Annotated in this window: 25 protein-coding genes; all 25 read right to left on the bottom strand. The window is 36.5% G+C overall.

The features are described from left to right. Window positions 1-26 precede the first annotated feature (26 nt). Window positions 27-1820 (bottom strand): aspartate--tRNA ligase, encoded by a 1794-nt coding sequence (gene aspS, locus LMF89_RS20220; protein WP_229536657.1) that lies wholly within the window; start codon window positions 1818-1820, stop codon window positions 27-29. Between the two features lies 1 nt (window position 1821). After that, window positions 1822-3087, bottom strand: coding sequence for a histidine--tRNA ligase (gene hisS, locus LMF89_RS20215; RefSeq protein ID WP_229536656.1), 1266 nt, complete (start codon window positions 3085-3087; stop codon window positions 1822-1824). A 138-nt stretch (window positions 3088-3225) separates the two neighbouring features. Further along, window positions 3226-3681 (bottom strand): Fur family transcriptional regulator, encoded by a 456-nt coding sequence (locus LMF89_RS20210; RefSeq protein WP_229536655.1) that lies wholly within the window; start codon window positions 3679-3681, stop codon window positions 3226-3228. Window positions 3682-3690: 9 nt separating this feature from the next. Next, window positions 3691-4734: an AI-2E family transporter gene (locus tag LMF89_RS20205; RefSeq protein WP_229536654.1), complete on the bottom strand. Its 1044-nt coding sequence runs from the start codon at window positions 4732-4734 to the stop codon at window positions 3691-3693. 23 nt (window positions 4735-4757) lie between these two features. Further along, window positions 4758-5378: an MBL fold metallo-hydrolase gene (locus tag LMF89_RS20200; RefSeq protein ID WP_007952850.1), complete on the bottom strand. Its 621-nt coding sequence runs from the start codon at window positions 5376-5378 to the stop codon at window positions 4758-4760. Window positions 5379-5391: 13 nt separating this feature from the next. Next, window positions 5392-5841 carry a D-aminoacyl-tRNA deacylase gene (gene dtd, locus LMF89_RS20195; protein WP_007952851.1) on the bottom strand — a complete coding sequence of 150 codons (450 nt, stop codon included), beginning with the start codon at window positions 5839-5841 and terminating at the stop codon, window positions 5392-5394. Next, the gene (locus LMF89_RS20190) at window positions 5838-8048 is read right to left on the bottom strand and encodes a RelA/SpoT family protein (RefSeq protein ID WP_229536653.1); all 2211 of its coding nucleotides are present in this window, start codon (window positions 8046-8048) and stop codon (window positions 5838-5840) included. The genes dtd and LMF89_RS20190 overlap by 4 nt, the downstream gene beginning before the upstream one ends. 28 nt (window positions 8049-8076) lie before the next feature. Beyond that, window positions 8077-8589: an adenine phosphoribosyltransferase gene (locus LMF89_RS20185; RefSeq protein ID WP_229536652.1), complete on the bottom strand. Its 513-nt coding sequence runs from the start codon at window positions 8587-8589 to the stop codon at window positions 8077-8079. 81 nt (window positions 8590-8670) lie between these two features. Beyond that, window positions 8671-11298: a single-stranded-DNA-specific exonuclease RecJ gene (gene recJ / locus LMF89_RS20180; protein ID WP_229536651.1), complete on the bottom strand. Its 2628-nt coding sequence runs from the start codon at window positions 11296-11298 to the stop codon at window positions 8671-8673. Between the two features lie 273 nt (window positions 11299-11571). Then, complete coding sequence (locus tag LMF89_RS20175; protein WP_229536650.1) at window positions 11572-12042, bottom strand: DUF456 family protein; 471 nt, start codon at window positions 12040-12042, stop codon at window positions 11572-11574. 37 nt (window positions 12043-12079) lie between these two features. Next, the gene (locus LMF89_RS20170) at window positions 12080-13096 is read right to left on the bottom strand and encodes a hypothetical protein (protein ID WP_229536649.1); all 1017 of its coding nucleotides are present in this window, start codon (window positions 13094-13096) and stop codon (window positions 12080-12082) included. Window positions 13097-13206: 110 nt separating this feature from the next. Beyond that, window positions 13207-14115 carry a protein translocase subunit SecF gene (gene secF, locus LMF89_RS20165; RefSeq protein ID WP_007952862.1) on the bottom strand — a complete coding sequence of 303 codons (909 nt, stop codon included), beginning with the start codon at window positions 14113-14115 and terminating at the stop codon, window positions 13207-13209. 13 nt (window positions 14116-14128) lie between these two features. Then, on the bottom strand, window positions 14129-15334 hold the full coding sequence (secD, locus tag LMF89_RS20160) for a protein translocase subunit SecD (protein WP_007952863.1): 1206 nt from the start codon (window positions 15332-15334) through the stop codon (window positions 14129-14131). 154 nt (window positions 15335-15488) lie between these two features. Then, window positions 15489-16154 carry an HD domain-containing protein gene (locus LMF89_RS20155; RefSeq protein WP_007952864.1) on the bottom strand — a complete coding sequence of 222 codons (666 nt, stop codon included), beginning with the start codon at window positions 16152-16154 and terminating at the stop codon, window positions 15489-15491. A gap of 425 nt (window positions 16155-16579) precedes the next feature. Then, window positions 16580-17173 carry a 5-formyltetrahydrofolate cyclo-ligase gene (locus tag LMF89_RS20150; RefSeq protein WP_229536648.1) on the bottom strand — a complete coding sequence of 198 codons (594 nt, stop codon included), beginning with the start codon at window positions 17171-17173 and terminating at the stop codon, window positions 16580-16582. A gap of 50 nt (window positions 17174-17223) precedes the next feature. Then, the gene (gene yajC, locus LMF89_RS20145; protein WP_007933979.1) at window positions 17224-17520 is read right to left on the bottom strand and encodes a preprotein translocase subunit YajC; all 297 of its coding nucleotides are present in this window, start codon (window positions 17518-17520) and stop codon (window positions 17224-17226) included. A 65-nt stretch (window positions 17521-17585) separates the two neighbouring features. After that, complete coding sequence (tgt, locus tag LMF89_RS20140) at window positions 17586-18695, bottom strand: tRNA guanosine(34) transglycosylase Tgt (protein ID WP_229536647.1); 1110 nt, start codon at window positions 18693-18695, stop codon at window positions 17586-17588. A 137-nt stretch (window positions 18696-18832) separates the two neighbouring features. Further along, the gene (queA, locus tag LMF89_RS20135) at window positions 18833-19852 is read right to left on the bottom strand and encodes a tRNA preQ1(34) S-adenosylmethionine ribosyltransferase-isomerase QueA (protein ID WP_229536646.1); all 1020 of its coding nucleotides are present in this window, start codon (window positions 19850-19852) and stop codon (window positions 18833-18835) included. A 4-nt stretch (window positions 19853-19856) separates the two neighbouring features. Then, window positions 19857-21206 carry a SpoIID/LytB domain-containing protein gene (locus LMF89_RS20130; protein ID WP_229536645.1) on the bottom strand — a complete coding sequence of 450 codons (1350 nt, stop codon included), beginning with the start codon at window positions 21204-21206 and terminating at the stop codon, window positions 19857-19859. Between the two features lie 18 nt (window positions 21207-21224). Next, window positions 21225-22241, bottom strand: coding sequence for a Holliday junction branch migration DNA helicase RuvB (gene ruvB / locus LMF89_RS20125; RefSeq protein ID WP_007952876.1), 1017 nt, complete (start codon window positions 22239-22241; stop codon window positions 21225-21227). A 2-nt stretch (window positions 22242-22243) separates the two neighbouring features. Continuing rightward, complete coding sequence (gene ruvA / locus LMF89_RS20120) at window positions 22244-22852, bottom strand: Holliday junction branch migration protein RuvA (RefSeq protein WP_229536644.1); 609 nt, start codon at window positions 22850-22852, stop codon at window positions 22244-22246. Beyond that, window positions 22849-23439 carry a crossover junction endodeoxyribonuclease RuvC gene (ruvC, locus tag LMF89_RS20115; RefSeq protein ID WP_229536643.1) on the bottom strand — a complete coding sequence of 197 codons (591 nt, stop codon included), beginning with the start codon at window positions 23437-23439 and terminating at the stop codon, window positions 22849-22851. Before ruvC ends, ruvA begins: the two co-directional genes overlap by 4 nt. Before the next feature lie 99 nt (window positions 23440-23538). After that, entirely contained in the window at window positions 23539-24114 is a 576-nt protein-coding gene (locus LMF89_RS20110) for a BofC C-terminal domain-containing protein (protein ID WP_229536642.1), read from the bottom strand. A gap of 95 nt (window positions 24115-24209) precedes the next feature. Next, on the bottom strand, window positions 24210-24947 hold the full coding sequence (locus LMF89_RS20105) for a YebC/PmpR family DNA-binding transcriptional regulator (protein WP_229536641.1): 738 nt from the start codon (window positions 24945-24947) through the stop codon (window positions 24210-24212). A 128-nt stretch (window positions 24948-25075) separates the two neighbouring features. Then, window positions 25076-26575, bottom strand: a complete 1500-nt coding sequence (locus LMF89_RS20100) for a 4Fe-4S dicluster domain-containing protein (protein WP_229536640.1) — start codon at window positions 26573-26575, stop codon at window positions 25076-25078. Between the last annotated feature and the right edge of the window lie 244 nt (window positions 26576-26819).

The following is a 26819-nucleotide window of genomic DNA, read 5'->3' as shown; positions in this document are numbered from 1 at the left end:
CCCTTGCTCTTTTGGTGTATCTTTTTTTAAACTTTAGCTTTAGATGGAACCGTTGTCTTAATAGATAACTCTCGTAATTGTTTAACATCAACCTCAGATGGTGCCTGCGTCATTACATCAGTAGCGCTTTGATTTTTGGGGAAAGCAATTACATCACGGATGGAAGAACGTTTTGCCATTAACATAATAAGCCGATCTAATCCAAAGGCAATTCCACCATGGGGTGGTGTGCCAAACTCAAATGCTTCTAGCATATAACCGAATTTAGCTACTGCTTCTTCTTGAGAGAATCCAATCGCTGTAAATACTCGTTCTTGTAGCTCGCGATTATAAATTCTCATGCTACCGCCACCGATTTCAGTACCATTAAGTACCATGTCATAGGCTTTTGCTTTAATGCGACCAGGATCGCTTTCTAGATATTGTATATCTTCTTCTCTTGGTGAAGTAAACGGATGATGCATAGCAACCCAACGATTTTCTTCTTCGTCATACTCAAACATTGGGAAATCTACAACCCATAAGAAAGATAGCTTATCCTCATCAATTAAGTTAAGGCGACGAGCCATTTCTAAGCGTAGCTGACCTAATGCATTAGCGACTATAGATGGTTTATCTGCAACAATAAGCAACAAATCACCAGTTTCAATTTCAGCAGCTTTAGTAATATCTGCCATAATATCATCAGACAAAAATTTAGTAATGGCAGACTTAATGCCGTCAGCAGTATAACTAATCCAAGCTAAACCTTTAGCACCATAAATAGAAACATACTCAATTAAACCATCAAGTTCGCGCCTTGGAGCATGGGCATACCCTTTAACATTTATTGCTTTTACTTGGCCCCCATTTGCTAATACAGTTTCAAATACTTTAAAATTCGATCCTTTAACAGCATCGGAAAGATCAATAAGCTCCATAGCAAAACGCACATCAGGCTTGTCAGAACCAAAACGATTCATTGCATCATCATAACTCAACCGTAAGAAAGGAGTCTGCAGTTCAGCACCAATTGCTTCTTTAAACAATTGAACTGTCATCTCCTCCATCATCGGTAAAAGATCTTCACGGTCAACAAAAGACATTTCAATATCAAGCTGTGTAAATTCAGGCTGACGATCGGCTCGTAAATCTTCATCGCGGAAGCAGCGTGCAATTTGGAAATAACGCTCCATCCCTGCAACCATTAGCATTTGTTTGAAAATTTGAGGGGATTGAGGCAACGCATAGAATTTCCCGGAATTTACACGACTTGGTACCAAATAATCGCGAGCGCCTTCCGGAGAACTTTTCATAAGTACAGGTGTTTCAATTTCCATAAAACCATTATTATCAAAAAAGTCCCGCATACTTTTGGTTACGCGATGCCGCAACATTAAATTTCTTTGCATCTCTGGACGACGTAAATCCAAATAACGATATTTTAAGCGTAAATTTTCATCTACGTCAATATTATCCTGAATATAAAATGGTGGAGTTTTTGCAGCATTTAAAACTCTAAGTTCTGCGGCATAAACCTCAATCTCACCTGTTGCAATATTGGCATTTATCGTAGATGCATCTCGCAAATTTACAGTACCACGAACCGCTAATACAAATTCAGAGCGAACTGACTCTGCTTTTTTAAAGGATTCAATATCTACCTCTTGGGAGAAAACAACTTGTACAAAACCAGAACGGTCTCGCAAATCAATAAAAATAAGTCCCCCATGGTCTCGACGACGTGCCACCCATCCACATAATACAACTTCTTGTCCTACATTTTCTTTGTTTAGAAAATCACACGAATGTGTCCGTTTTAAACCTACCATTGTTTCCATATTAAGCCTCCATATCTAATTCTATCTTTTGCTGTACTTCATCCATACTTACTAATTCTTGCACACCAGTTATCATATTTTTTAACATGACTTTGTTTTGCGCAGCTTCCTCTTCACCAATGATAGCAACAAATTTAGCCGAATACTTATTGGCCTGCTTCATCTGCCACTTAATACCTTTTTCCATAAAATCCATTTCTGCAGTTATACCCTTTTCACGCAATTTACATAGCAATTTAAAAGCAATTCCTTGCATATCGCTTCCCATTGGTGCAACAAACACATCGATGGCATTTGAAATAACGGGCAATAAATTCTGCTTTTCCAAAGCCAGCAGGATACGCTCTATACCAATTGCAAAACCAATACCTGGAGTTGATTGTCCTCCACATTCAGCAACCAAACCATCATACCTGCCGCCACCACATACAGCGCTTTGTGCTCCAAGAGGTGAATATTGAATCTCAAATGCAGTTTTCGTATAATAATCCAATCCGCGAACTAAACGAGGATTTAGAATAAAGTCTACTTCCGCTAGAGTTAACAATGATTTTAATTGATTGAAATGTGTACTGCATTCATCACATAAACAATCAGCAATATGAGGAGCACCTTGGGTTTGTTCTGTACACTTCTCTTTTTTACAATCAAGCACTCGCATCGGATTACGTTCAAACCTTGATTGACAATCCGAGCATAAATGCGAGGTTTTCTCTCGTAAAAAATCCTGTAATTTTTCACGATAAATGGGTCGGCATTGCGGACATCCTACGGAATTCAAATATAACGTTAAATCATCTAACCCCAATTTTCTTAGTAACTGTACTGCTAACATAATGATTTCAGCATCAATAGCTGGTCCTTTAGAACCTAATGCTTCCACACCAAATTGATGGAATTGACGATATCTACCAGCTTGAGGGCGGTCATATCTAAACATCGGTCCTATATAAAAAAGCTTGTTTAATAACGTATCAGCATATAATTTATTTTCTAAGTAAGAGCGTACTACTGCAGCTGTATTCTCAGGTCGCAAGGTAAGACTACGCTCACCTCTGTCAGTAAAAGTATACATTTCTTTTTCTACAATATCAGTTGTTTCGCCAATACCACGCAAAAATAATTCTGTATGCTCAAAAACCGGAGTTCGAATTTCTTTATATAAATACAAACGACAAATATCCCGGACAACTTGTTCAATATATTGCCAATTGCCGCTAGCCTCAGGCAATATATCCTTCGTCCCGCGCGGGCCTGTTACCAACATAGTTTTCCTCCTTATTATCACCTTTAACATCATTCTGAAAAGGCAAAAACTGACGTTGCCTCATAGCAACATCAGTTACTAACATAGCCTATTACTGTCAATTACCTAGTGATCAATTTACCTAACAACGCTAATAAATTAATCGCTAATCTCACGTTTTTTCTGACATTCCTCACAATACCCATAGAATTTCACTTGGTGATCAACAATAGTAAAATTACTTTTGCGGGAAATCACAGTTTCGAGAGTCTCTAGTAGATCATCTTCAAATTCTTTTACCTTACTGCAGGATAAGCAAATCAGATGATGATGATGATGTGGTGTAGTTTTCTCATTAATTTCATAACGACTGCGTCCATCACCAAAATCCATCTTTTGTAGAACATCTAATTCGCTAAACAACTCTAAAGTACGATATACAGTAGCTAGTCCTATCTCAGATGAATGTTGACGAACAATGGTATGCACATCTTCTGCGCTTAAATGTTCATCTTGATGATCAACGAAAGCTTCTAGAATAATTCTACGCTGAGGTGTTAACTTATATTGTTTCTCTTGAAATTTTTGTCTAATATCCACCATGTCAATTGCCATTTTATCCACCTATCTTTCATTTGTTATCCATAACTGTTTAATTAATACCCTCAAGAGTGCCGCTGCCGGAACAGCCAACATCATTCCAATAATTCCCCATAACTGACCACCAATTAACAAACTAATAATAATCATAACAGGATGTAAATCAATAGTATGCCCCATAATATTCGGAACAACAATCTGGTTCTCAAAGAATTGCACAAGGATATAAAAGATAATCACCTTAAATGCTAACGTTGGAGAAATCAAATACGCCAGCATAATGGCTGGAACAGAACCAACAATGGGTCCAATAATTGGAATCGATTCTGTACACGCCGCAAGAAGCCCAAGCACCAAAGGATAATCCACCCCTAACAGATACATACCACTAAATACAAAGATACCAATAATGATACTTATGATTACTTGTCCTCGAATATAAGCACTAATAACTAGGGACATTTCCTCAATAATTTTACGGACTCTCTCTCGAGATTCCACCGTAAATAATGATATGATCTTATCTTTTAAAATACTCCAGTCTTTTAAAAAATAATAAGCAAGGACAGGTACAACCACAAGTTCAACAATGCTTGAGGCAAAGCCAAATGCAGCCTGCAATATGCGTTTAGCCAAATCAGCAGAAAAGGAAGCGGCACTAGAAATAGCCTGCTCAATAAAAGTGTTAATATTTGTTGGAAGATCTAATAATTGGGCACGTTGCTGAATTTTAATAACGATATTTTGTATTTTTGATATTAAATTTGGCAAATCAATAATAAATTTATCAAATTCATGTATAAAGGGCAATAATACAAAAGTCCCCACTAGCAAAAGAAATAAAATAAGTATTAAAAATGCACATATTACTGAAATTCCTCGACCAATATGCCTCTTTTTTGCCCCAAATCGTATACTAGTGATATAGTTTACCAGTGGATTTAAAATAAATGCCAATATCATAGCAAGAATGATAGGAAAATAAATAGGCATAACCTTTATTATGATGTAAAATCCTAATAATAAAATGCTGATTTTAAACCATGTATCATATGATTTAAATGACATAGACCTCCCCCATTCATATAAGGTTATTGAATAAATGGATTATTATAACGCTCATTTCCGATGGTTGTTCCTGACCCATGTCCAGGCAATATTTGGGTAGCATCAGATAAAATCAATAACCTTTCCTTAATACTCTTTATTAATTGCTGATGTGATCCCCCAGGAAAATCAGATCTACCTACAGATTGTTCAAATAAGGTATCGCCGCTAAATACAACCTCATTGACTTTTATACATATTCCTCCAGGAGTATGACCAGGGGTATGTATTACTTGAAGTTTCATCCCCCCAACTTGAATGATTTCACCATCCGTTAACAAACGATCTGCTGCCTTACATATAAGATTATTACCAATATACATAGATAAATTACCTTGAGCACTGGTTAACATACTTGCATCATCTTTATGAATCAGTATCGGTGCACCAGTATACTCCTTGATTTTATCATTATCGCCAATATGATCTGCATGTCCATGAGTATTAATGATGGCTACTATTTTAATATTTTCTCGTTGTATGATATTGATAATATCCTGAGCGTTGCCACCAGGATCGATTACGACGCCCTCTAGAGCTTCTTTACTGTAAACAATATAACAATTAGCCCCCAGATTCCCTACTTCTAATCTAATAATCTCCATTATGATTCACCTCCTAAAAAATTCGTTTGCTATCAAGTAAAATAGTGACTGGTCCATGATTATCTAAAGTCACCGTCATTTCTGCTTGAAATTTTCCAGTAGCAACGACTATGCCGAACTGCTTACAACGATCAATAAAAGCTTCATATAGTTTTAGAGCTGATTTTGGCGGAGCAGCTCCATCAAAGCTTGGGCGTCGTCCTTTTCGACAATCGCCAAACAAGGTAAACTGTGAAACAACTAGCAATTCTCCTTTTATGTCTAATAATGATAAGTTCATTTTACCACTATTATCAGAAAAAATTCGTAAATTTACAATTTTTTCTGCCAAATAAGATACATCTTCTTCTGTATCTTCCTGCCCTACACCCAATAACACTGTCAATCCTTGCCCAATGGCAGCTATTACTTCATTATCAACAGACACTCTTGACTGTAATATACGCTGAACGACTGCTCTCATCCTACACCACCTAAATTAGGCATAGCCCGATGTACACTATATACATCTTTAACACGACGCATCTTAGTCATAATATGCTCTAATTGATTTAAATTACTAATATTTAAGGTTAATGTAATAGAACCAATATTACTTTTTAGTACTTTAGCATTTACAGAGCTAACTTTAATTTTGCTTTCAGAAGTAACCAGAAGGATATCCGATAATAATTCAGAACGATCGACACCTGTAACCTCAATAATCACTTTATATAAATTACCAGCAGTTAAATCCCAACTCACTTCAATCATACGTTCATATTCCTCTGGCTGAACTAAAATATTGGTACAATCCGCACGATGTACCGATACTCCACGTCCCCTTGTAATATAACCGATGATGGGATCTCCTGGCAATGGATTACAACATTTGGCTAACCGCACCATTAAACCTGATTCACCTTCTACTAAAATACCATGTCCTGATTTATTAGTATTATTATGCGGTTTAAGTTTAGCTAATAATTTTGAAACATCAGAAGCTTCTTTAGTACTCCCTACTTCTTTTTTATAGGCTTCAATTAACTTTGTCATTATGCCATGAGTTGTTACACCACCATAGCCTAATGCCGCCATTAAATCCTCTTCTGTTTGTATGTTAAATTTCTTCCCAACTTCAGCTAATCTTTCCCCTTTGGCTAGCTCACGCCAATCATACCCTATTTTTTTGCTCTCTTTTTCGAGCATTTCCCGACCCTTAATAATATTTTCTTCCCGTTTTTCCTTCTTGAACCACTGGCGGATTTTATTCTTAGTATCGGAAGAGCCTACTATGTTGAGCCAATCCCAACTAGGCCCATTCCCTGTTTTACTTGTAACAATTTCCACAATATCTCCATTAGTTAATTTGGTTTCAAGTGGAATCATTTTACCATTAATACGGGCACCAACACAACGATTTCCTACACCAGTATGAATACGATAAGCAAAATCAATAGGCGTGGAACCCGCCGGCAAATCAATTACATCTCCTTTAGGGGTAAAGACAAATACTTCATCCGAGAAGATATCCATTTTAACAGTTTCCATAAACTCATGGGGATCTCGCAAATCTTGCTGCCACTCAGAGAGTTGCCGAAGCCATGTCAATTTTTCATCAAAATCTTTATTAGCCCCTTTAGACCCTTCCTTATAGCGCCAATGAGCCGCAATACCATATTCAGATGTACGGTGCATATCCATTGTACGAATTTGAATTTCCAGAGGCTGCCCTTCAGTACTAATTACTGTAGTATGTAATGACTGATACATATTACTCTTTGGCATGGCAATATAGTCTTTAAACCTCAAGGGCAAAGGTTTCCACAGCGTATGTACAACACCTAAGGCTCCATAACAATCCTTGACCGTATCCACTAATATTCGAACAGCGGACAGATCGTAGATCTCACTAAGATCTTTATTCCCCTTCAGCATTTTTTTATATATGCTATAAAAATGTTTAGGTCGCCCCTGGATATCGGCTTTAATCTCAACATCGTCTAAACGTGCTGATAAAATTTTGATTGCCTCATTAATCAATTGTTCCCGCTCACGACGTTTTTGTTTTACCTTTTCAACTAATTCATAATACTTTTCAGGCTCCAAATAGCGAAATGCGAGGTCTTCCAATTCCCATTTTACACTAGATATTCCTAGCCTATGAGCAAGAGGAGCAAAAATTTCGTGGGTCTCTTGAGAAATCCTGCGCTGCTTATGTTCCGGCATATGCTTAAGAGTTCGCATGTTATGTAAGCGATCAGCCAATTTTATCAATACTACACGGATATCCTTCGCCATTGCCAAAAACATTTTACGAAAATTCTCTAACTGTTGTTCCTCTTTTGATTTATATTCAATTCGACTTAGTTTAGTTACCCCATCTACCAACATAGCAACTTCTTTGCCAAATAACTTTTCAAGTTCTTCCAAGGAAAAAGCTGTATCCTCCACAACGTCATGCAATAAGGATGCGCTAATAGTCAGTGCATCAATTTGTAATTCAGCTAATATCTTAGCTACTCCTAGCGGGTGGCAAATATATTCTTCGCCCGAAGCACGTGTTTGCCCTTTATGAGCATCAACAGCAAGCTCATAAGCTTGTTGAACAATTGCGATAGGAGCATCAATCTGGTAGGATTGTATTTTTTTTATAATCTCTTTAATCGTATTCTGCCCTTCACAATCCATATGCACACCTCAATACACTATATTCTTTCTAATATTTCAACAATGACATAATATTATAATTTGTTAGATTTTTGCGTCCTTCAAGATAAGACAACTCAATTAGAAAAACAAGACCCACAACGACTCCTCCTAAAGCTTCAACCATAGCAATCGTAGCTTGTACCGTACCGCCAGTAGCCAGCAGATCATCAACAATTAATACACTTTGACCTGGAATAATCGCATCTTTATGTATTTCCAAAGAGTCTTTACCATACTCTAAATTATATTCATGCTTTAGTGTTTCAGCAGGTAATTTACCTGGCTTACGCACTGGTACAAAACCAGCTTCTAAGGCATAGGCAACGGGAGCGCCAATAACAAATCCTCGCGCTTCAGGCCCCACCACCAACTCGATACCTTGCCCTTTAAATGGCTTAGTTAAAGCATCTATCGCTTGGTGAAAACGCTTTCCATCTTTCAGCAATGTAGTAATATCTTTAAACCGAATACCCGCTTCTGGAAAATCAGCTACCACCCTAATATTTTCTTTAAAATCCATGAAATGAACCTCCTATATATTCTAAATTAACTTATATTATTAACCTTTTAACCGTGAATCATTATATCCTTATTAATCTGCTTAAACATGATTACCTTTCATTTCTTGCAGCAGAGCAGTACTTGATACATTCATTATCTTTTCTGCAAATTTTGCAAACTCATCTTTTAGTAATATGCCTTCTCTAAACGTTTTAGATTGCTCAATCTCTAACTTTTCTTTTGGAGCAGGCAAGACCACTATTTTTCTCTTGTTCCCTGATAATTCATGAGTTACTAATTTTAAGTCTTCAAGTATTTTAATAGCAATCGCAACGGATGATTCACAAATAATAGTTTGATACTTGCTTCGTACTAGCTCGACAACTTGAAGATCTGTTACAAAAGTCTCTGCATGCTTCTTAAGCACCAAATAGATTTGACCTATTACGATACGTTCTGGTCTGAGTTCTTGCAATAAAGAAAGGTTGTCCTTTAAATCTTTTTGATTAAATAACAAATGGATATCATTTGCCTTATTACGCCCTACCAAATTACATTGCTGAATCAAACTTTGCATATTAAGAGGTACATTATAGACCACGATATGTCGAATATCATTTATTGCAATATATTTTTTCCCTAATAGAGTCGTACATAGTACTGTAAATTGATCTTCTTTAAACCATGCTTCAACTTTATTCCTCCAGGTTTCATCCAATCTTGAATGATAAAAACCAATTCGCTCTTTATATTTCGACAAAGACTTTCGTATTCCTTGTGCCAGTTCGAATGCAGCCTGAGGAGTATTGACGAAAATTAAGATTTTCTCTTGTGTTTTTATTAAATTTAATAGATATGTGATTTTATCATCAATATTTCGAGAATCTTTTAATACCCAAGGGATCTGCTCGCCCAAATCATTTCCAAGGCTAATTATACTTTCATCAGCATAACAATCCTCTAAACAACCGAATTGCTGATCCCTTTGTCCATATAATGAATATAACCTTTCCACTTCTGTTATTTCCTTTTTTCGAATATCATAAGCACGCAATTGAATTTTTTGCTGTCCTTGCCACTCGTTGATTTCAGGGAAAAATGCCATCTCTATTTTTTCTTTGATCTGTATTTTTTCCGCCAGTTCACCCATCTGCCAAGCAACGACATCATTTGTAATATTCTTTTGCTTAACTTTAAGTTTTAAATGACGAGCTTCTTGTCCAAGAGTTCGTACCTGCTCTACTTCTATATCCTCACACGCAAAGACTGGGCTGCGATTTCCCATGCCATATGGTTCAAGGCAACCTAATTGTTCTAAAAATCCTTTATTTATTTCATTTAAGGAAAGTAATGAGTCAATTGTAAGTACGGGTATATAATCAGCTGGTGTTAGCTTAGTATCTGCAATATGATTCAACCGAGTTTTTAATTCCTCAATCTTTTCAGGCAAAACACTAAAACCAGCAGCTTGACGATGACCACCAAATTGAAGCAATATATCAGAACATTGGTTCAAAGCATCATATATATCAAAGGCAGGGATACTGCGGCAGGAAGCTTTACCGATCCCGTCCCGTATACTAATCATAAAGACAGGACGAAAATATTTTTCAACTAACCGTGATGCTACAATGCCGATAACCCCAGGGTGCCAGTCTTCACCAACAACAACTAACACACTAGCCATATTCAAATCCAGCTCATTTACAACACCTTCTGCAGCCGCTTGAATATCCTTCTCTACTGTTTGGCGCTGAATATTCTCACATTCTAAATAAGTTGCCAACTCTCTTGCTCTTTCTGTATTATCAGTGATTAACAACTCAACACCATAGTCAGCTCTACTAATGCGACCAGCAGCGTTAAGGCGTGGAGCAATTGCAAAGCCAATTTTACCTGCATCAATCTTATCGGGATCCACTCTGCAGACCTCAATTAATTCTTTTAAGCCTATATTCTCAGTATGGACAATTTCACCTAAGCCTAGCTTTACTAAAATACGATTTTCACTAGTTAAGGAAACAATATCTGCTACTGTACCAATTGCAACGATATCAAGGTATTTCAAAAATTTATCATCATGTCCATAATAGTAGCGTGATAACGCTTGGGATAATTTAAATGCTACGCCAACTCCAGCTAAGTTCTTTTCAGGATAAGGACAGTCTTTTTGCTTGGGATTAATAATGGCGTAAGCTAAGGGCAAAACTTCAGGCGGCTGATGGTGATCTGTAATAATAATATCCATTTGATGTGCAATTGCATTTACTTCTTCAACAGCACTTATACCACAATCAACTGTAATCAGAAGGTTTGTACCTGAATGAATTAAAGTTGCTAGAGCGGTACTATTTAGACCATAGCCTTCACTTTGCCTTTCAGGTATATAATACTCAATAGCTCCACCTAACTCCTTAATTACTTTATATAATAGTGCACTTGATGTTATACCATCAACATCATAGTCGCCATATACAATTATCTTTTGTTTATGTGTGATTGCCTCTGCAATACGGGCAACAGCCTTCTCCATACCTTTTAACAAATAAGGATCAGCTAGCTTTTCGATTCCGCCAGATAAGAAATCGTTAGCAGTATCCGTATCTACTATACCACGATTAATTAGAACTTGAGCAATTATATCTGATATTCCCAATGTGTTACTTAATTCTTGTCTTAGATTCTTATTTTTTGGCATGACCTGCCATAACGGTTTTACTTTTGGCATACAGCCTCCATTTTGTCTAGAACATAATATCCAATATGAGGATATTATGCAAAATAATCCAAGTATTTAGCTTAAAGAAATTTATTCTACCAATGATCTCATGTATTAAATTTCCTTCGACTTTATAATATTCTTGATGTAAGTATGATAATCCTCTTAAAATTCACAAAAAAAAAGTGTAAAAAAGGTTTTTACACTCTTCTAACATGTCCATTTCTTACAAATTTTCAACTACAGGTATTTGGACTTATTGCTTATTCTAAACTTATATCCCTATACGTATAGTAGGTACTTGCATATAATCGTAATCATGATTATCCCGCATATAAAACGTAATACTGCCAATATCATTAACCTTACTAATATTTTGCTGATACATTCTACGTAGGGTACTAAAGCCTTACCCACTACTAATTCCCATATTGTAAGACCTATTAAGGAACCCAATAAGGCATCAGCGACAATAATTCCCGCTAAATTACATACAGGAGTATTCACACTATATGTTTTTGAAACATTATATCCCCGTGTCAGATAGCTTCTGAGCCCCCTCATCCCAATTTCTGCAACGATTGCTAAAGACGCTAATACAATTATGATCCATGAAGGTAATGTGTTAAATCCAATTATCGACGCATAAATGCAAGCGGCAGCTAAAATAATGATTGTCCCATAGAAATTAGGAGCTAATGTACATAACTGTCCTATAAACATGATTAATAATATACTACTTTTTACTATCAATATGAATCCCTTTCTCACCTAACCATAGTTACTATCATTATTGCTGATTTTCCCTATATTTATGTACTAAATAAGCAGTATAAATAATAAATACTATCATTATGAAACCTGAATAACTCATAATCCATAATATCGTTGTAAAACGCATGCAACTTACTAAATATATAATAATTCCTGCCACTGTTAGCGCAGGTAAAAAAGATATTTGTATAATACTACTAACTTGTCTAGCATTAACCAGCATAGCTGGAACCATAGTATTGGTAAAAGTACAAAATAAAATGATGTTAAAAGTAAATACCATAGCAGCGCCGCCTACTTGACTAACAATACCTGCTAATGCCAATGGACCAGAAATATTAGCAACTAATACTAGATAGGCAATCAGTATCGTAAATACGCCCTCAACAGACTTTGCCAATAGAATCAAACAAATGGCTATGTAACCTTTTTGTGATAAATATGCTCCCATTTCAACAACTAAGATAGACCACATTCCGCCAACATTATAGCCTAATAACCCTAAAACAAGCAGCCAATTAACACTACTGAACCTCGGCATAACAATATCGAGTTTAAAATCAAAAAGAAATAATAAAATGAGCAACAAGGGAACTAATAATAAGCCAATATAATTAGATAGTATTAACAAACAACGACCATAGCCAGCCGCTAATACTGAGAATAATAGTAAACAAATGAAACTTGCGACAAGAGGAGAAATACCCGTCAAAATATGTAAGACTTGGGCGGCATAATAACCACCTGTTAAAGCACTTGCAGGAATGCATACAGATAATATCACAAATGCCAATATTCTTTTTCCCTGCAATCCATATAACTCTTTCATAACAACAACTAATTCTTCCCCAGTCTTAACACCGATCCAAACCAGTATAGTAGAAAGTAGCAAGCCAAATATAATAAAGATATATAACGTACTAACATACACTTCTTTATTGCCTAATATACTCGCCAAATCGGGTATAACAGCAACGTGATCCCCTGCAATATGCAATATCGCTAAACAACATATTGGTAATATCATCCACATAGATTCACCACCTCTGTGCTTATATGATATTAGATTGCTTTACCAAGGGTGAATAAAAAAGGTTATTGCCAAGATCTCCTGGCAATAACCTACTTAAATACGACTCTATTCTATTTTGAACCACCAGTTTTTAACACAGCTCTTTTACGTTCATCATACTCTTTCCAAGTAACCCAAATTGGGCTGGCATTGAAAATAGCTGAGTAAGCACCACTGAGAAAACCGATTAACATTGCTAGTGAGAAATTCTTTGTTGACTCGCCACCAAAGAAATGTAATGATCCACAAGCAAATAACACTGTCAGTAAAGTATAAATAGTACGTGTAAATGTTTGTCCTATGCTGCGGTTAACTAGATCTTGGAATGACTCTGTCTTACGATGTGTTTTTAAATTTTCTCTGATCCGATCAAAAACAACAATCGCCTCATTCATTGAATATCCAATAACGGTTAAAATCGCTGCAACAAAAGATGAATCCATCTCGATGTGGAATAAGGAGAAAATACCTAGGACAATCAATACATCATGCAATATAGCTAAAATCGCTGAAACTGCGATTTTATACTCAAAACGATAGGAGATATAAGCAATTAATAAAGCACAAACTACCGCTAAATTGAGTAGTGCTTGCTGCGTTAGCTCAGATCCCATAACAGCACCGACTTTTTCACTACGCAGAACTTCAAATGCTCCTAAACGTTTCTCCATATCTGTAAATAATATTTGGCTTTCATCATTAGACAAAACATGGGTTCTAATAAATAAATTATTTGATGTCTCCGCCTGATCCGTTGAAACTAACTGTATTACACTATTTTCTAGACGATGATCAACCAGCACTTCACGAACTTGAGCGACTGTCACTGGAGAAGCAAATTTCAAATCCAAAATCGTTCCGCCAGTAAAATCAATTCCTAAATTAAATCCCTGTAATGCCATGGAGATTAAACCAGGAATTAGGACAATTAAAGATAATGCAAACCACCAATACCGTTTTCCAATAATATCAAATTTCATTTTTAATCACCCCTTACGCACCAAAGTATTTGCCATTTTTAGTCACATTGGACTGCATTAACATCCTCAGTAAATAACGACTTACTGTAATTGCCGTAAACATACTGAGAATTACTCCAAGTCCAAGCGTTATAGCAAAGCCTTTGATTGGGCCCGTTCCCAGGATAAATAATACTGTAGCAGTAATCATAATGGACACATTTGAATCTAAGATTGTATTGAAAGCTCTTGAAAAACCAGCATCAAGAGCAGCTCTTAATGTTTTACCACTGCGATATTCTTCTTTAAATCTTTCAAATATTAATACATTCGCATCCACAGCAACCCCCATGGACAAAATAATACCAGCAATACCTGGCAATGTCATAGTTGCTTGGAGCATTTTTAAAGAGCCCACCAAAAGTAACACATAAACCAAAAGTGCAATCGTAGCAACAAAACCTGACAAACGATAAAACCCTAGCATAAATATTACGATTAAAGCAATACCAATGCTAAATGCTTTCTCACTCTTTTCCTTAGAATCTTGACCAAGTGTCGGTCCTACTGTTCTCATTTCCATAACATCTACTTTTACTGGAAGTGAGCCTGACCTTAATAAAATAGCTAAATTCTGCGCTTCTTCAATTGATCGGCTGCCTGTAATAACGGCTTTCCCATTAGGGATCGGCTCATTTACGACGGGACTCGTAAGCACTTGCTTATCAAGTAAGATACTAATATGTTTACCAACATTCTTAGTAGTTAGATCAGCAAAAAGCTTACCACCTTGATCAGAAAATTCCAAGGCAACTACACTGTTTTTATTTTGTCCCATTTCAGCCTTAGCATCTTTTAAATCTTTACCTGTCATAACAGTAATGCCACTTTCGTCCTGAAATTCTAGCAATGCTGTTTTACCTAACATCTCAATTGCTTTTTCTGGTTCTTTAATACCAGGTAGCTCTACAATAATTCTTCTATCGCCTTGTCGTTGAATAATCGGCTCAGTCAAACCAATTTCATTTACACGTTTTTCAATAATCTTAACGACCCGTCGAACAGCATCTTCATCTACTTTTGCTTCTGGAGTATCAACAGCTTCTAGTACTACATGTGTACCGCCTTGCAAATCCAGACCTTGCTTGATTGAAGTAGTTAAAGGTGAAATAAAATAACTAAAACCCAGTACAATTACAGCAACTACAACCAAAAACTTGGCCACATTCCCCACTCTCAAAAACGTCTCCCCCATTCTCTTCTTATCTAATTTAAATAAGTACAATTACCAAGCTTTTCATCCTAGCTAAAAGCCTAGTAAAAGTCAAGTTTTTCCACAGGTTTAATTATATCTGCTATGTCATAAAAATGTCAACGTAATGCCAGCATATCAATTATAGCAGCTGGTTGTTGTTAATGACTAAGCTAAATTGACAATTTAAAAAATCTGCCGCCCTCCGACACATGATCATTCGAGCTAAAAAAATCTCAAAATATTCCATGACTGGACAAATATTAGTATCAATAACAATTTCCAAAGCAATTCTGCGTAAATGTTTGTCAACTACCAATTTACTACTATTAGCAGCGTAATTTACTCTATCATGTATTTCAAATGTAGCGAAATCCTTATTCGTCACTCTGCTGCGGTGTACATCTGACTTATCTGCTAAGATTAATGCAGCGGCTACCGGATTAATTGCATTGCCTCTTTCTTCTTCATGATTCCCAATTGCTGAAATAACTAAAGCAATTTCTTCTGGCGGCATTCCTAATCGTGATACTACATTATAAGCCATGACTGCACCTGTACCGCCATGATTGTAGCGATTAATCATATTTCCAATATCATGTATATACCCGGCTACTGCTGCCAATTGACATTCTCGTTCTTCATACCCTAAATCTTCTAACACATGATAAGCCCGATCGGATATGATTGATGCATGACGCTTACCATGTTCTGTAAAGCCTAGACGACCAAGATACTCTGTACTGCAAGCAAGATATACAGATATTTCATGATCTTTCTTTAGATCTTCGACAGTTATTTTTGACATGAGAATTCCCCCCAGTATACTCTAGCATTCATCAAACAGCATTTCATTACTTAAGTCACCTTCGAGGTCTGCCATTCATGCACATCTATTGTTGTAATCATGATACAACATACTTATTCTGTCTTTACCCTAAAGTGCTTTATATTGCTAATGTATTTAAAACTACAGTATATTAGGTCCTCTTTAATTGTTGTTCCATATTAGGGTAGCTTAGTTTTCATTTTTTATATTATGCACTTTTTCACTATCAGATATGCCATTTAATAAATACATGATAATTTCATTTATCGTCCTTTGCAAGTAACATAAATAATCTCTGACTGCACAAATATAACAGTGGCAGAAATACCACTTTGTGGTCCTTCTGCCACTGTTATATTTCTATATCTCACCCGAAATTCCATATTGATATCTATATCGCTACACTATCCATTAATTATATCACACTTTACAATTTCATCTTCATTCAACAAAAAATGTACAGGCTTATCATAATCGTTATGCGGAATACTTTCTATAACGTGTGAAGACCATATAGCACCAATTAATATGGCTTGAGGAGCCTGAGGAATAAAGCGGTCATAGTATCCAGCACCCATTCCTAATCGGTTACCAGAATGATCAAACCCTACTCCTGGAACAATTATTAAATCAATTAACTCTGGATTCATTATCTTAAGAGTTGCAGGATCGGGCACCAATAAATTAAAACGCCCTTTAACTAAATCATTCCAATTCTCAATTACAGCAGCATCCATCACACCGAATTCTTTTCTCATATGTGGTACACAAACCGTTTTTCCCTGTGACCAAGAGTCCTCAATTACTTTTGACATTTGTGGTTCATCAAACATAGACAAAAATAACATTATAACCTTCGCTTGTTGATAATATGGCCACGCAAATAATTGTTTAGCCATATTATCACTTTGAGCAGCAATCATATTTTTATCTAGTTTACGTCTTCTTAATAATAATTCTGTTCGTAAATTAGTCTTGTTATGACTACTAATTTTCATATTACTACCTTACCTTATTATCCAGTACACGTAGAGAAAACCATAACTTCCTATCCGTTTTTAGGATCATTCTGGTATGATTGAATTGCCGAGCGTAAAAAATCGATTTCAACTTTTTCTGAAACTTTTAAAGTCACTTTTTTAGCATCTAAAGCTATAATCGTACCATACATACCACCTGCAGCAATTACACGATCACCTTTTTTTAAGTTATTTAACATTTCTGCACGTTGTTGCTGTTGTTTTTTCTGAGGACGATACAATATAAAGTAAAAAACTAGCGCCATCAAAACAATCGGCCCATAAGCCGCTAATGTCTGCATCATCTCTTGCGATAATTCTGGCATATAATTCACCCCCCTTATTTTTATATTACTAGTATTATATTCCACATCAAGTACTTAAATCCTCTTTATCGATTATATTGTGCCAAGAACCCTTGCCTGAAATCTAGAAAACGATCTTCTAAAATAGCTGTACGCATCTCTCTCATAAAGTTTAATAGAAAGTGTAAATTATGAATGGTTGTAAGTCTTAAGCCAAAGATTTCATCGGTTTTAAATAAATGCCTAATGTAAGCTCTTGAAAAATTCCGGCAAGCGTAACAACTGCATTTGTCATCAAGGGGTCTAAAATCCCTTGCATATTCAGCATTCTTAACAACAAGTCGTCCCCAATTGGTCATAACGGTACCATTACGAGCTACTCGAGTAGGAAAAACACAATCAAACATGTCAATACCATGCATAACCCCTTCTACCAAGCAGTCGGGCGTTCCAACCCCCATTAAATAACGAGGCTTTTTTTCAGGCAATAACGGTACTGTATGCTCTAGCATTTCATACATTAACGGTTTCGGTTCACCAACACTTAAGCCACCCACAGCATAGCCAGGAAAATCTAAGGAAACCAAATCTTTGGCACTCATACTTCTTAAATCCTTATACATGCCGCCTTGTACAATACCAAATAACGCTTGGTCGGCTCTAGTGTGAGTCTGTCTACACCGCTCAGCCCAGCGCGTAGTTCGTTCCGTAGATTCTCGAGCATAATCATGCTCGGCGGGAAATGGCACACATTCATCAAAAGCCATAATAATATCAGATCCTAATGCCATTTGCACCTGAGTGGCTTTCTCTGGAGATAAGAAATGTTTGGATCCATCAATATGAGAACGAAAAGCAACACCTTCTTCAGTAATTTTGCGTAATGCCCCTAAACTAAAGACTTGAAACCCACCACTATCTGTTAAGATTCCTCGATCCCAATTCATAAATTTATGTAAACCGCCGGCTTCTGCCACTAATTCATGCCCAGGTCTTAGATATAAGTGATAGGTATTACTTAGGATGATTCCAGCGCCCATATCCTTTAATTCATCAGGTGACATTGCCTTTACGGTCGCTTGCGTACCAACAGGCATAAAAATAGGTGTATCAAAGGTGCCATGAGGTGTATGCAAGCGTCCTGCTCGCGCTCCTGTTTTTGAACATTTTTTAACTAATTCGTACGTTACTGACATTTTAATCCCCCTAGATTCTGTTAAAAATGATTCCTATTCTAACAAAAAAAATTATTATAGAAAAATTCACAAAAATACAATGCCACTTTCGTGGCATAAAACAAACTTTAAAATAATAAAGGTAAAACAAGTTTATTTTATATAATTAACATGGCATCGCCAAAACTAAAGAATTTATACCCTTGCTCAACGGCTTCCTTATACGCAGCAAAAACCTTTTGCTGTCCAGCTAAGGCACTAACTAACATTAACAAGGTAGACTTTGGTAAATGAAAGTTAGTCACAGCAGCATCAACTATTTTAAATGTATAACCTGGATAAATAAAAATTTCAGTCCAGCCGCTTTTAGCTTCCAATATGCCATTTATCGTAGCTGTCTCCAATGTTCGTATTGCTGTAGTACCGACTGCTATAATTCTACCACCTTCCTGCTTTGTTCTATTTATCAGTTCTGCCGTCTCAGGCAATACTGAATAATATTCCCGATGCATTACATGATCGGTAATATTATCGGTATTAACCGGGCGAAAAGTGCCTAAACCAACATGTAGGGTCACAAATGCCAGATGGATTCCCTTTTCTTCTATGCGTTTCATTAAATCTGTCGTAAAATGCAAACCTGCCGTTGGCGCAGCTGCCGATCCCCGTTCACGAGCATATACAGTTTGATATCGTTCTTTATCCGCTAATTGCTCTGTGATATAAGGAGGTAAGGGTGTTTCTCCCAGCTCGTCCAAGATTTCTTCAAAAATACCTTCATATCTAAAGCGAACAATACGACCGCCAAAATCAGTCGATTCGAGTATTTCACAAGACAACCGATCACTAAAGATAATGATCGCACCAGGCCTAGCCTTCTTGCCTGGTTTCACCAATGCCTCCCAATCACTTTCTGATTTACGATTTAATAAGAAAACTTCTACTTTACCACCGGTCTCGGCCTTAGCACCAATTAACCGAGCTGGAATTACTCTGGTATCATTAAAAACAAGAGTATCACCTGCATTTAGGTATTGTAGCAAATCAAAAAAATAGTTGTGTGAAATGGCACCTGTATTTTTATCTAGCACTAATAAGCGAGAATGATCACGAGGCTCGCAAGGATGTTGAGCAATTAACTCTTCTGGTAAAAAATAATCAAATTCAGATAACAACATGCAACTAGACTCCTTTAGGTAACTTTTTAACCTCAACACCTTGATAATAGTGTTTCAATATCTCTTTAAAATATGTAGGGTCATCTTGAGGACCTTTCTCTGCCATAGCCTTGGCTCCCCATTGAGATAAGCCAATACCGTGCCCCCAGCCAAATCCTGAAATTGATATGATCTCATTTGACCGACCGCTAATACGATGTATATCTTCTTTATCTGTAAAATATCCTTTTTCATTTGTCGACGGTAAATTAATTTCAACTTTTTTATTGCCCACATTACCTATACCATCAGAAATTTCGAATTCAATACTTTTTTGTACTGGCAGCATGATATGAACATCAAACAAAGAACTCTTCAAAGACAATATCGTACGCAGCTTTTCACCAGTCAACTGAATACTTCCATTCGTACCAATAAAACGTATCATCTTCACTCTTCCAGAAACGCCTCGGTCAGGAGTATCTATCGGCTGAGCAGCAAGGGGAGAAATGCCAATTGCTTTTATAGTCCCAACATTGTATCCAGCTTTAGATAATAATTCTCCTAATTCATTAGGAGTTAGCTGTTTTTCCCAATTGTAGTGAGGCGAACCTTGATCATAATCAACTACACCGCGCAAATATGGCAGATAGGTTCCCCATATATTTTCACTATTCTCTGTGTAACCACCAGAGCTGCTATGAAAATAAGCAGGAATAAGCTTGCCTTTATACAAGATCACTTGGCCCGCAGTATCATCTACTGCCTTAATACCCCGAAGGACTTCCCCTTCACGGCCGCCATAAACTTGACAATCCGTTGTAGCACAAACATCATAACCATCACTCTGATGTTTATTTCTGCTATAAAAAGCATACGTACGAGCTGCTACCGCTTGAGCCTTAACTGCTTCCAAAGACCAACTTGGTGATATTTCTTTTGCGATGACACCATATAAATATTTCTCAACCGATAGTATATTAACAACTGTCATTCCACTCTTCCCATTGGTAATATGGATGTTAATATCACCTCTATATTTTTTTTTATTAACCTCAATAGAATATGCATCATCCTTTTTTAATTTCAAGAGACTTAGTCTAACACCATCTATTTTTTTCCCATTCAAGATAAATCCATTCCCATTATAAGCAATTGTCGCTTTTTCATTAGCAGAGAATCGCCCCAATGTTTGATTTTTATCAACATTGACTATTTCATAGTCAACATCTGCTGAAACTAAAATATTACGCTGATTTGACCAAATACCGACTCGAATATTACTCTCTGAAGCTTGTGCTGCGTACACAGTACCTACCAAAAAGAGCATACAAGATAAGAATCCCAATAAAATTGTAATAAATTTACAATTCAAAATAGCACTCCTTTCAGCTTATAATAAATTACCTTGTTCATCTGTCTTATATACTATACCTAAATGCTCATATGCTTTCTGTGTAGCAACTCTCCCTCGAGGAGTTCGCTGCAAAAAACCCATTTGTAGCAAGAAAGGTTCATATACATCTTCAATAGTATCATTTTCCTCACTAATGATAGCAGCTAACGTATCAAGACCTACTGGACCACCTTTAAAATTCTGTATGATTGCTAACAGCATATTACGGTCTGTTTTATCAAGTCCACATTTATCTACTTCTAACATTGCCAATGCTTTATCAGCTGTAACGTCAGTAATGATTCCATTTCCAGCAACTTGAGCATAATCTCTTACCCTTTTTAGTAAACGATTTGCAATTCGTGGCGTTCCTCTAGACCGCTTTGCAATTTCATAAGCTCCACCAGTTTCAATTTCTACATTTAGTACTTCTGCAGTACGATTCACAATACAAGCTAATTCATCAGGTTGATAATATTCAAGCCTTGAAATTACACCAAACCGATCACGCAAAGGAGAAGCTAACGCCCCCGCACGAGTCGTTGCGCCAATCAACGTAAAAGGTGCCAAATCTAATCGAATGGACCTAGCGCTAGGTCCTTTGCCAATAATAATGTCTAAAGCATAGTCTTCCATAGCAGAATATAAGACTTCTTCAACATGTCTTGATAATCGATGGATTTCATCAATAAATAAAACATCTTTCTCCCCTAGGTTTGTAAGCAATGCTGCCAAATCTCCTGCTCTTTCAATCGCTGGACCAGATGTTACACGGAAATTTACACCTAACTCATTAGCTATAATAGCTGCCAACGTAGTTTTTCCTAAGCCAGGTGGCCCATATAGTAAAACATGATCTAATGCTTCCTCTCGGGAAAGGGCAGCCTGTACAAATATTGAAAGATTGTTTTTAACTTTATCTTGACCGATGTATTCATTTAAACGGCGTGGTCTAAGACTATATTCCCACGTATCAGCATCCTGTTCATTACCAGCGATAATTCGTTCTTCCACAATTATCTATTACCTCCCATAAATTCCCTGAGTGCTAGCTTTAAGAGCTCCTCCACCGAATGACCATTCTTTTCTATTTTTTTTAGAACGGGCATTATTTCATTTTGATTATATCCTAACGCCAATAACGCTTGTAATGCTTCCTCAATCACATCGCCAGTTGATACTGATACGCCAGAAATATAATCTTCATTTAAATCGTTCTCAGTAATTAGTCCGATCTTATCTTTCAATTCAAGAATAACTCTTTCAGCAGTTTTTTTGCCAACTCCCGGTAATTTAGTTAAAATTCCTATGTTTTTTTGGCTTATCGCTAGACGAAATTGTTGTGGATCAATTGCCGATAAAATTCCCATGGCTACTTTAGGGCCAATGCCTGAAATCGACGTCAGCTGCAGAAACAAATCATACTCATCTTGAGTATAAAAACCATATAACATCAATGCATCTTCACGCACATACATATAAGTAAATAAAGACACTACTGCAGCAATTGTAATTTTTTGACGAGTAGATTGTGCTATAAAGACTCGATATCCAATACCTTGAACATCAATAAAACAATGATCTACTGCTAAATGTGATACAGTTCCACGTACATAACCAATCATACTTTATTTCCCCACACTTTATTTTCTGAATTACATTTTATACCTAGACGTTTTTTTAAAGAAGCGCGATTAGTCTTATTTGAGTCTACTAGGCTATTACAAACTAACTCCGGTCTCATATTACTACAATGGGTAGTACAAATCGCAATTGCTAAAGCATCTGCTACATCATCAGGATGTGGCTTAGAAGGTAAGTTTAGCAAACGCTGTGTCATATAAATGACTTGCTCTTTAGTAGCCTTGCCATATCCCACGACTGCTTGTTTTACCTGTAAGGGCGTAAATTCTGCTAATTTAGTGGAATTTTGAGCTACTGCTAGTAATAGAACGCCCCTAGCTTGCGATACTGTTATAGCAGTTCGTACATTCTTATTAAAGAATAGCATTTCTACCCCCACTACATCAGGTTTATACTTCTTTATAAGTACATCAATTTCATGATGAATAATTACTAAACGTTCTTCTGTATTCATTTTTGGACTAGTTTGAATAGCACCATAATCTAACGCTCGAAGCGTACTTCCTTCTAAATTTACAATTCCATATCCACAAATTGCTGTACCTGGATCTATCCCTAATGCTAACATAAATATAGCCTCCCTTGCCAACTATAGTAAATTCGACAAGGTCATGCTTGATTCCTTTCTAATGAGAGCAATAAAAAAGATAAGGGGAATCTCCTCCCCTTATCTTGACTGCATTCCTTCTAACGTTCGTAGTAACTCTTCCTTCGATTGTACCACCATCCCTTTTTCCAATTCTTCAATATCATGCGGCATGAGTTTATTAACCTGGATGGCAGTTATCTCCTTCACAATTGGCTTATAACCTGGTCTTCCATAAAAAACAGCAACATGATTGTCTTTTACTCCGATAAAGATATTATTGGCATGCTCACGGCAATAACCATCAACTTTTAATCTCATAACCGCCTCATTCGTATCAAATTTCTCAAATTCCCATCCTTCATAGATTTTCTGCATTTGATAAATACTTAGTCCTACTAAATTTTCTGTAGGTTTCGTTTTTAAAACTTCTTCTTCATTGCACTTCAAATATAGAATTTTTTGTACGATATCTGTGTCTTTTGTTATTTTAATTTTACTATCTTGTTTAGCAACCTCAGTTTCTTGAAGAAGAATTGGGTTCTCTCCACCAGAAAAAGATCGATAAACCATATAATATGCTGATAGACCCATCACCAATAATAAAGCTACACAAAGTAAAGCATACTTTTTATTAATCTTTGCAAATGGTAACAATAGAAGCAACTCCTCATTTCCATATTGCCAACATTATTACCCGATTCTTAGAAAAATATACAAAAAAAGTGTGATAATATCACACTTTTTAGTATTTACATTAAATCTTCTGGAATATCGAAATTTGCATATACTTCCTGTATATCATCATGTTCTTCTAATGCATCCATCAACTTCATCATTCGAGTAGCATCATCAGCAGCTAAAGCTACGGTAGTTTGCGGTATCATAGTAATTTCAGCTACAGAAGTTTTGATACCATTCTTTTCAAGAACTTCTTGAAAAGAATAAAAGTGATCTGGCTCAACAGTAATTTCAAATTCATTATCTTCTACTTTAAAATCATCTGCTCCAGCCTCAAGTGATAACATCATTAACTCTTCCTCATCAATCGTTGCCACTTTTTCAATTATAAATAATCCCTTTTTATCAAACATCCACGACACACAACCTGATTCACCTAAGTTACCACTATATTTTGAGAATAGATGACGTACATCTGCCGCTGTACGATTACGATTATCAGTCATAACCTCTACCATAACAGCAACACCAGCAGGACCATAGCCTTCATAAACTAACTCTTCATAATTGCTGCCATCTGAAGAACCAAGACCTTTTTGAATGGCACGTTGAATATTATCCTTAGGAATATTATTTTCTTTGGCTTTTTGTAATGCTAATTTTAATCGCATATTACCTGTAGGATCAGCTCCACCCATTCGAGCTGCAACAGTAAGCTCTCGACCAATCTTAGTAGTAACTTTACCACGCAATGCGTCCATTTTACCTTTTTTATGTTTAATATTAGCCCATTTTGAGTGTCCTGACATAAATTATTTCTCCCCTCAACCAATATGAATCAGGAATAATTTTAGCATAATTATACTTGTTTCGTAAAGTAGCTATCAACTTCATAGCCTCTATTTTTGAGTAGAATCAAAGCCAGCAAGCTGGTACACTACTTATTATGCCAATGTAAATTCTTTTTACTTTTATCAATCGCCTCTTGATTTTCTAATGCAGTAATCATACTTGATGAATCAGCAAATTTATCAACCATCTTACTACCAATACGTGTATCAATCAAAATACCAGGTCCCCCAACACATCCACCATTACAAGCCATACCTTCAAAGAAATTAGCATCAATCTTTCCAGCCTTCATTTGAAGTAATGCGTCTTTACAATTTTGTAGTCCATCTGCGCGGTGTGGTCTCACTATCACATCTGGAGCAATTTTTCCTGCTGCATCAATAACTGCCTGTACTACACCGCCAGCTCTGGCAAATGCATTGCCATCACGAGAAGCTGTTGAGGTAAATTCTGTTTCAAGAATATCTGCAGGTATGATACCAGCACCTGAAAATATTCCATCCATTTCTTCAAAGGTAAGTACATAATCAATAAGATCAGGATATTTACGCGCTTCAACTTTCTTTGCAAGACATGGACCTATGAAAACAATCACGCCTTCAGGGTCAGCATCTTTAATTACCTTAGCAGTCGCCACCATGGGTGATACAGTAGTGGATACATGTTCCTTCAACTCTGGCAAATGTTTATCCACCATTCCTACAAAAGCTGGACAACAGGATGTTGTCATGAAGGAGTGTTTTTCAGGAACTGTCCCAGTAAATTCTTTTGCTTCTTCTAAGGTTACAATATCTGCACCAAAAGAAACCTCTCGAACATCATAAAAACCAACTTCTTTAATTGCAGCTATTACTTGGCTTGGTTTTACTTTCACCCCAAATTGACTAATAAATGCTGGAGCTAAAATCCCATATACGCGCTTACCAGCTTTTATCTTTTGAATAATGTGTACTATGAAGCTCTGTTCCGTGATTGCACCAAAAGGACATGCTACTTTACATCCACCACATTGCACACACTTTTCATAATTAATAACGGCTCGCCGTTCCTTATCAGCTTTTATCGCACCAATATCACAGGCTCTTTCACAGGGACGTGTGATTTCAACAATAGCCCCATACATACAAGATTTTTTACATAGACCACATTCTACACATCTGGTTTTATCAATATAAGCTTGATTTTGAACAACACTAATAGCCTTTTGGGGACAACTTGCAATACAATTGTGAGCAACACAATTACGGCACGCATTGGTTATAAAAAAGGTATCAATGGGACACTGATCACATGCTTCAGGCATAATATTAATAATAGGCATATCAGCAATTTCTCCATCTAAAGCCTGTTGAGCCGCTTCAGCTATCCCCATATTCAAAGGCTGTGACATAATAAATCTAACTCTGTCTTTCAAAACTGCGCGTTCTTTATGAACGCAACATCGATATCTTGGACCATCTTCAGTAACAATATTATCTAAAATATCAACAATATTATCTTTATCGAGTTCACCATCAAAGGTAAGTTTAGCGATTTTCGATAAAACTTGGCGTCTAATCTTTACTACTTCTGTTAATTGTAACATTTAACCCTCCTATTGGTATTACATTATTGTATAGTATAAAGAAACACTTTAGAAATGTCTATACCTCTTACATAATATATCCGACTTTTTATAGTTAGTTAATTTCATTAAAATAAAATTCATATAATACTTTTGTATCCTGATAAGGTAAAACACCATTCACTTGCGTGAATGGTGTTTTCATTAAATTGGCTCCTTGAGTAGGACTCGAACCTACGACCGATCGGTTAACAGCCGATTGCTC

It is taken from the genome of Pelosinus baikalensis (genome assembly GCF_020819555.1).
GTDB lineage: Bacteria > Bacillota > Negativicutes > DSM-13327 > DSM-13327 > Pelosinus > Pelosinus baikalensis.
This window is presented reverse-complemented; position numbering and strand designations above follow the sequence as displayed.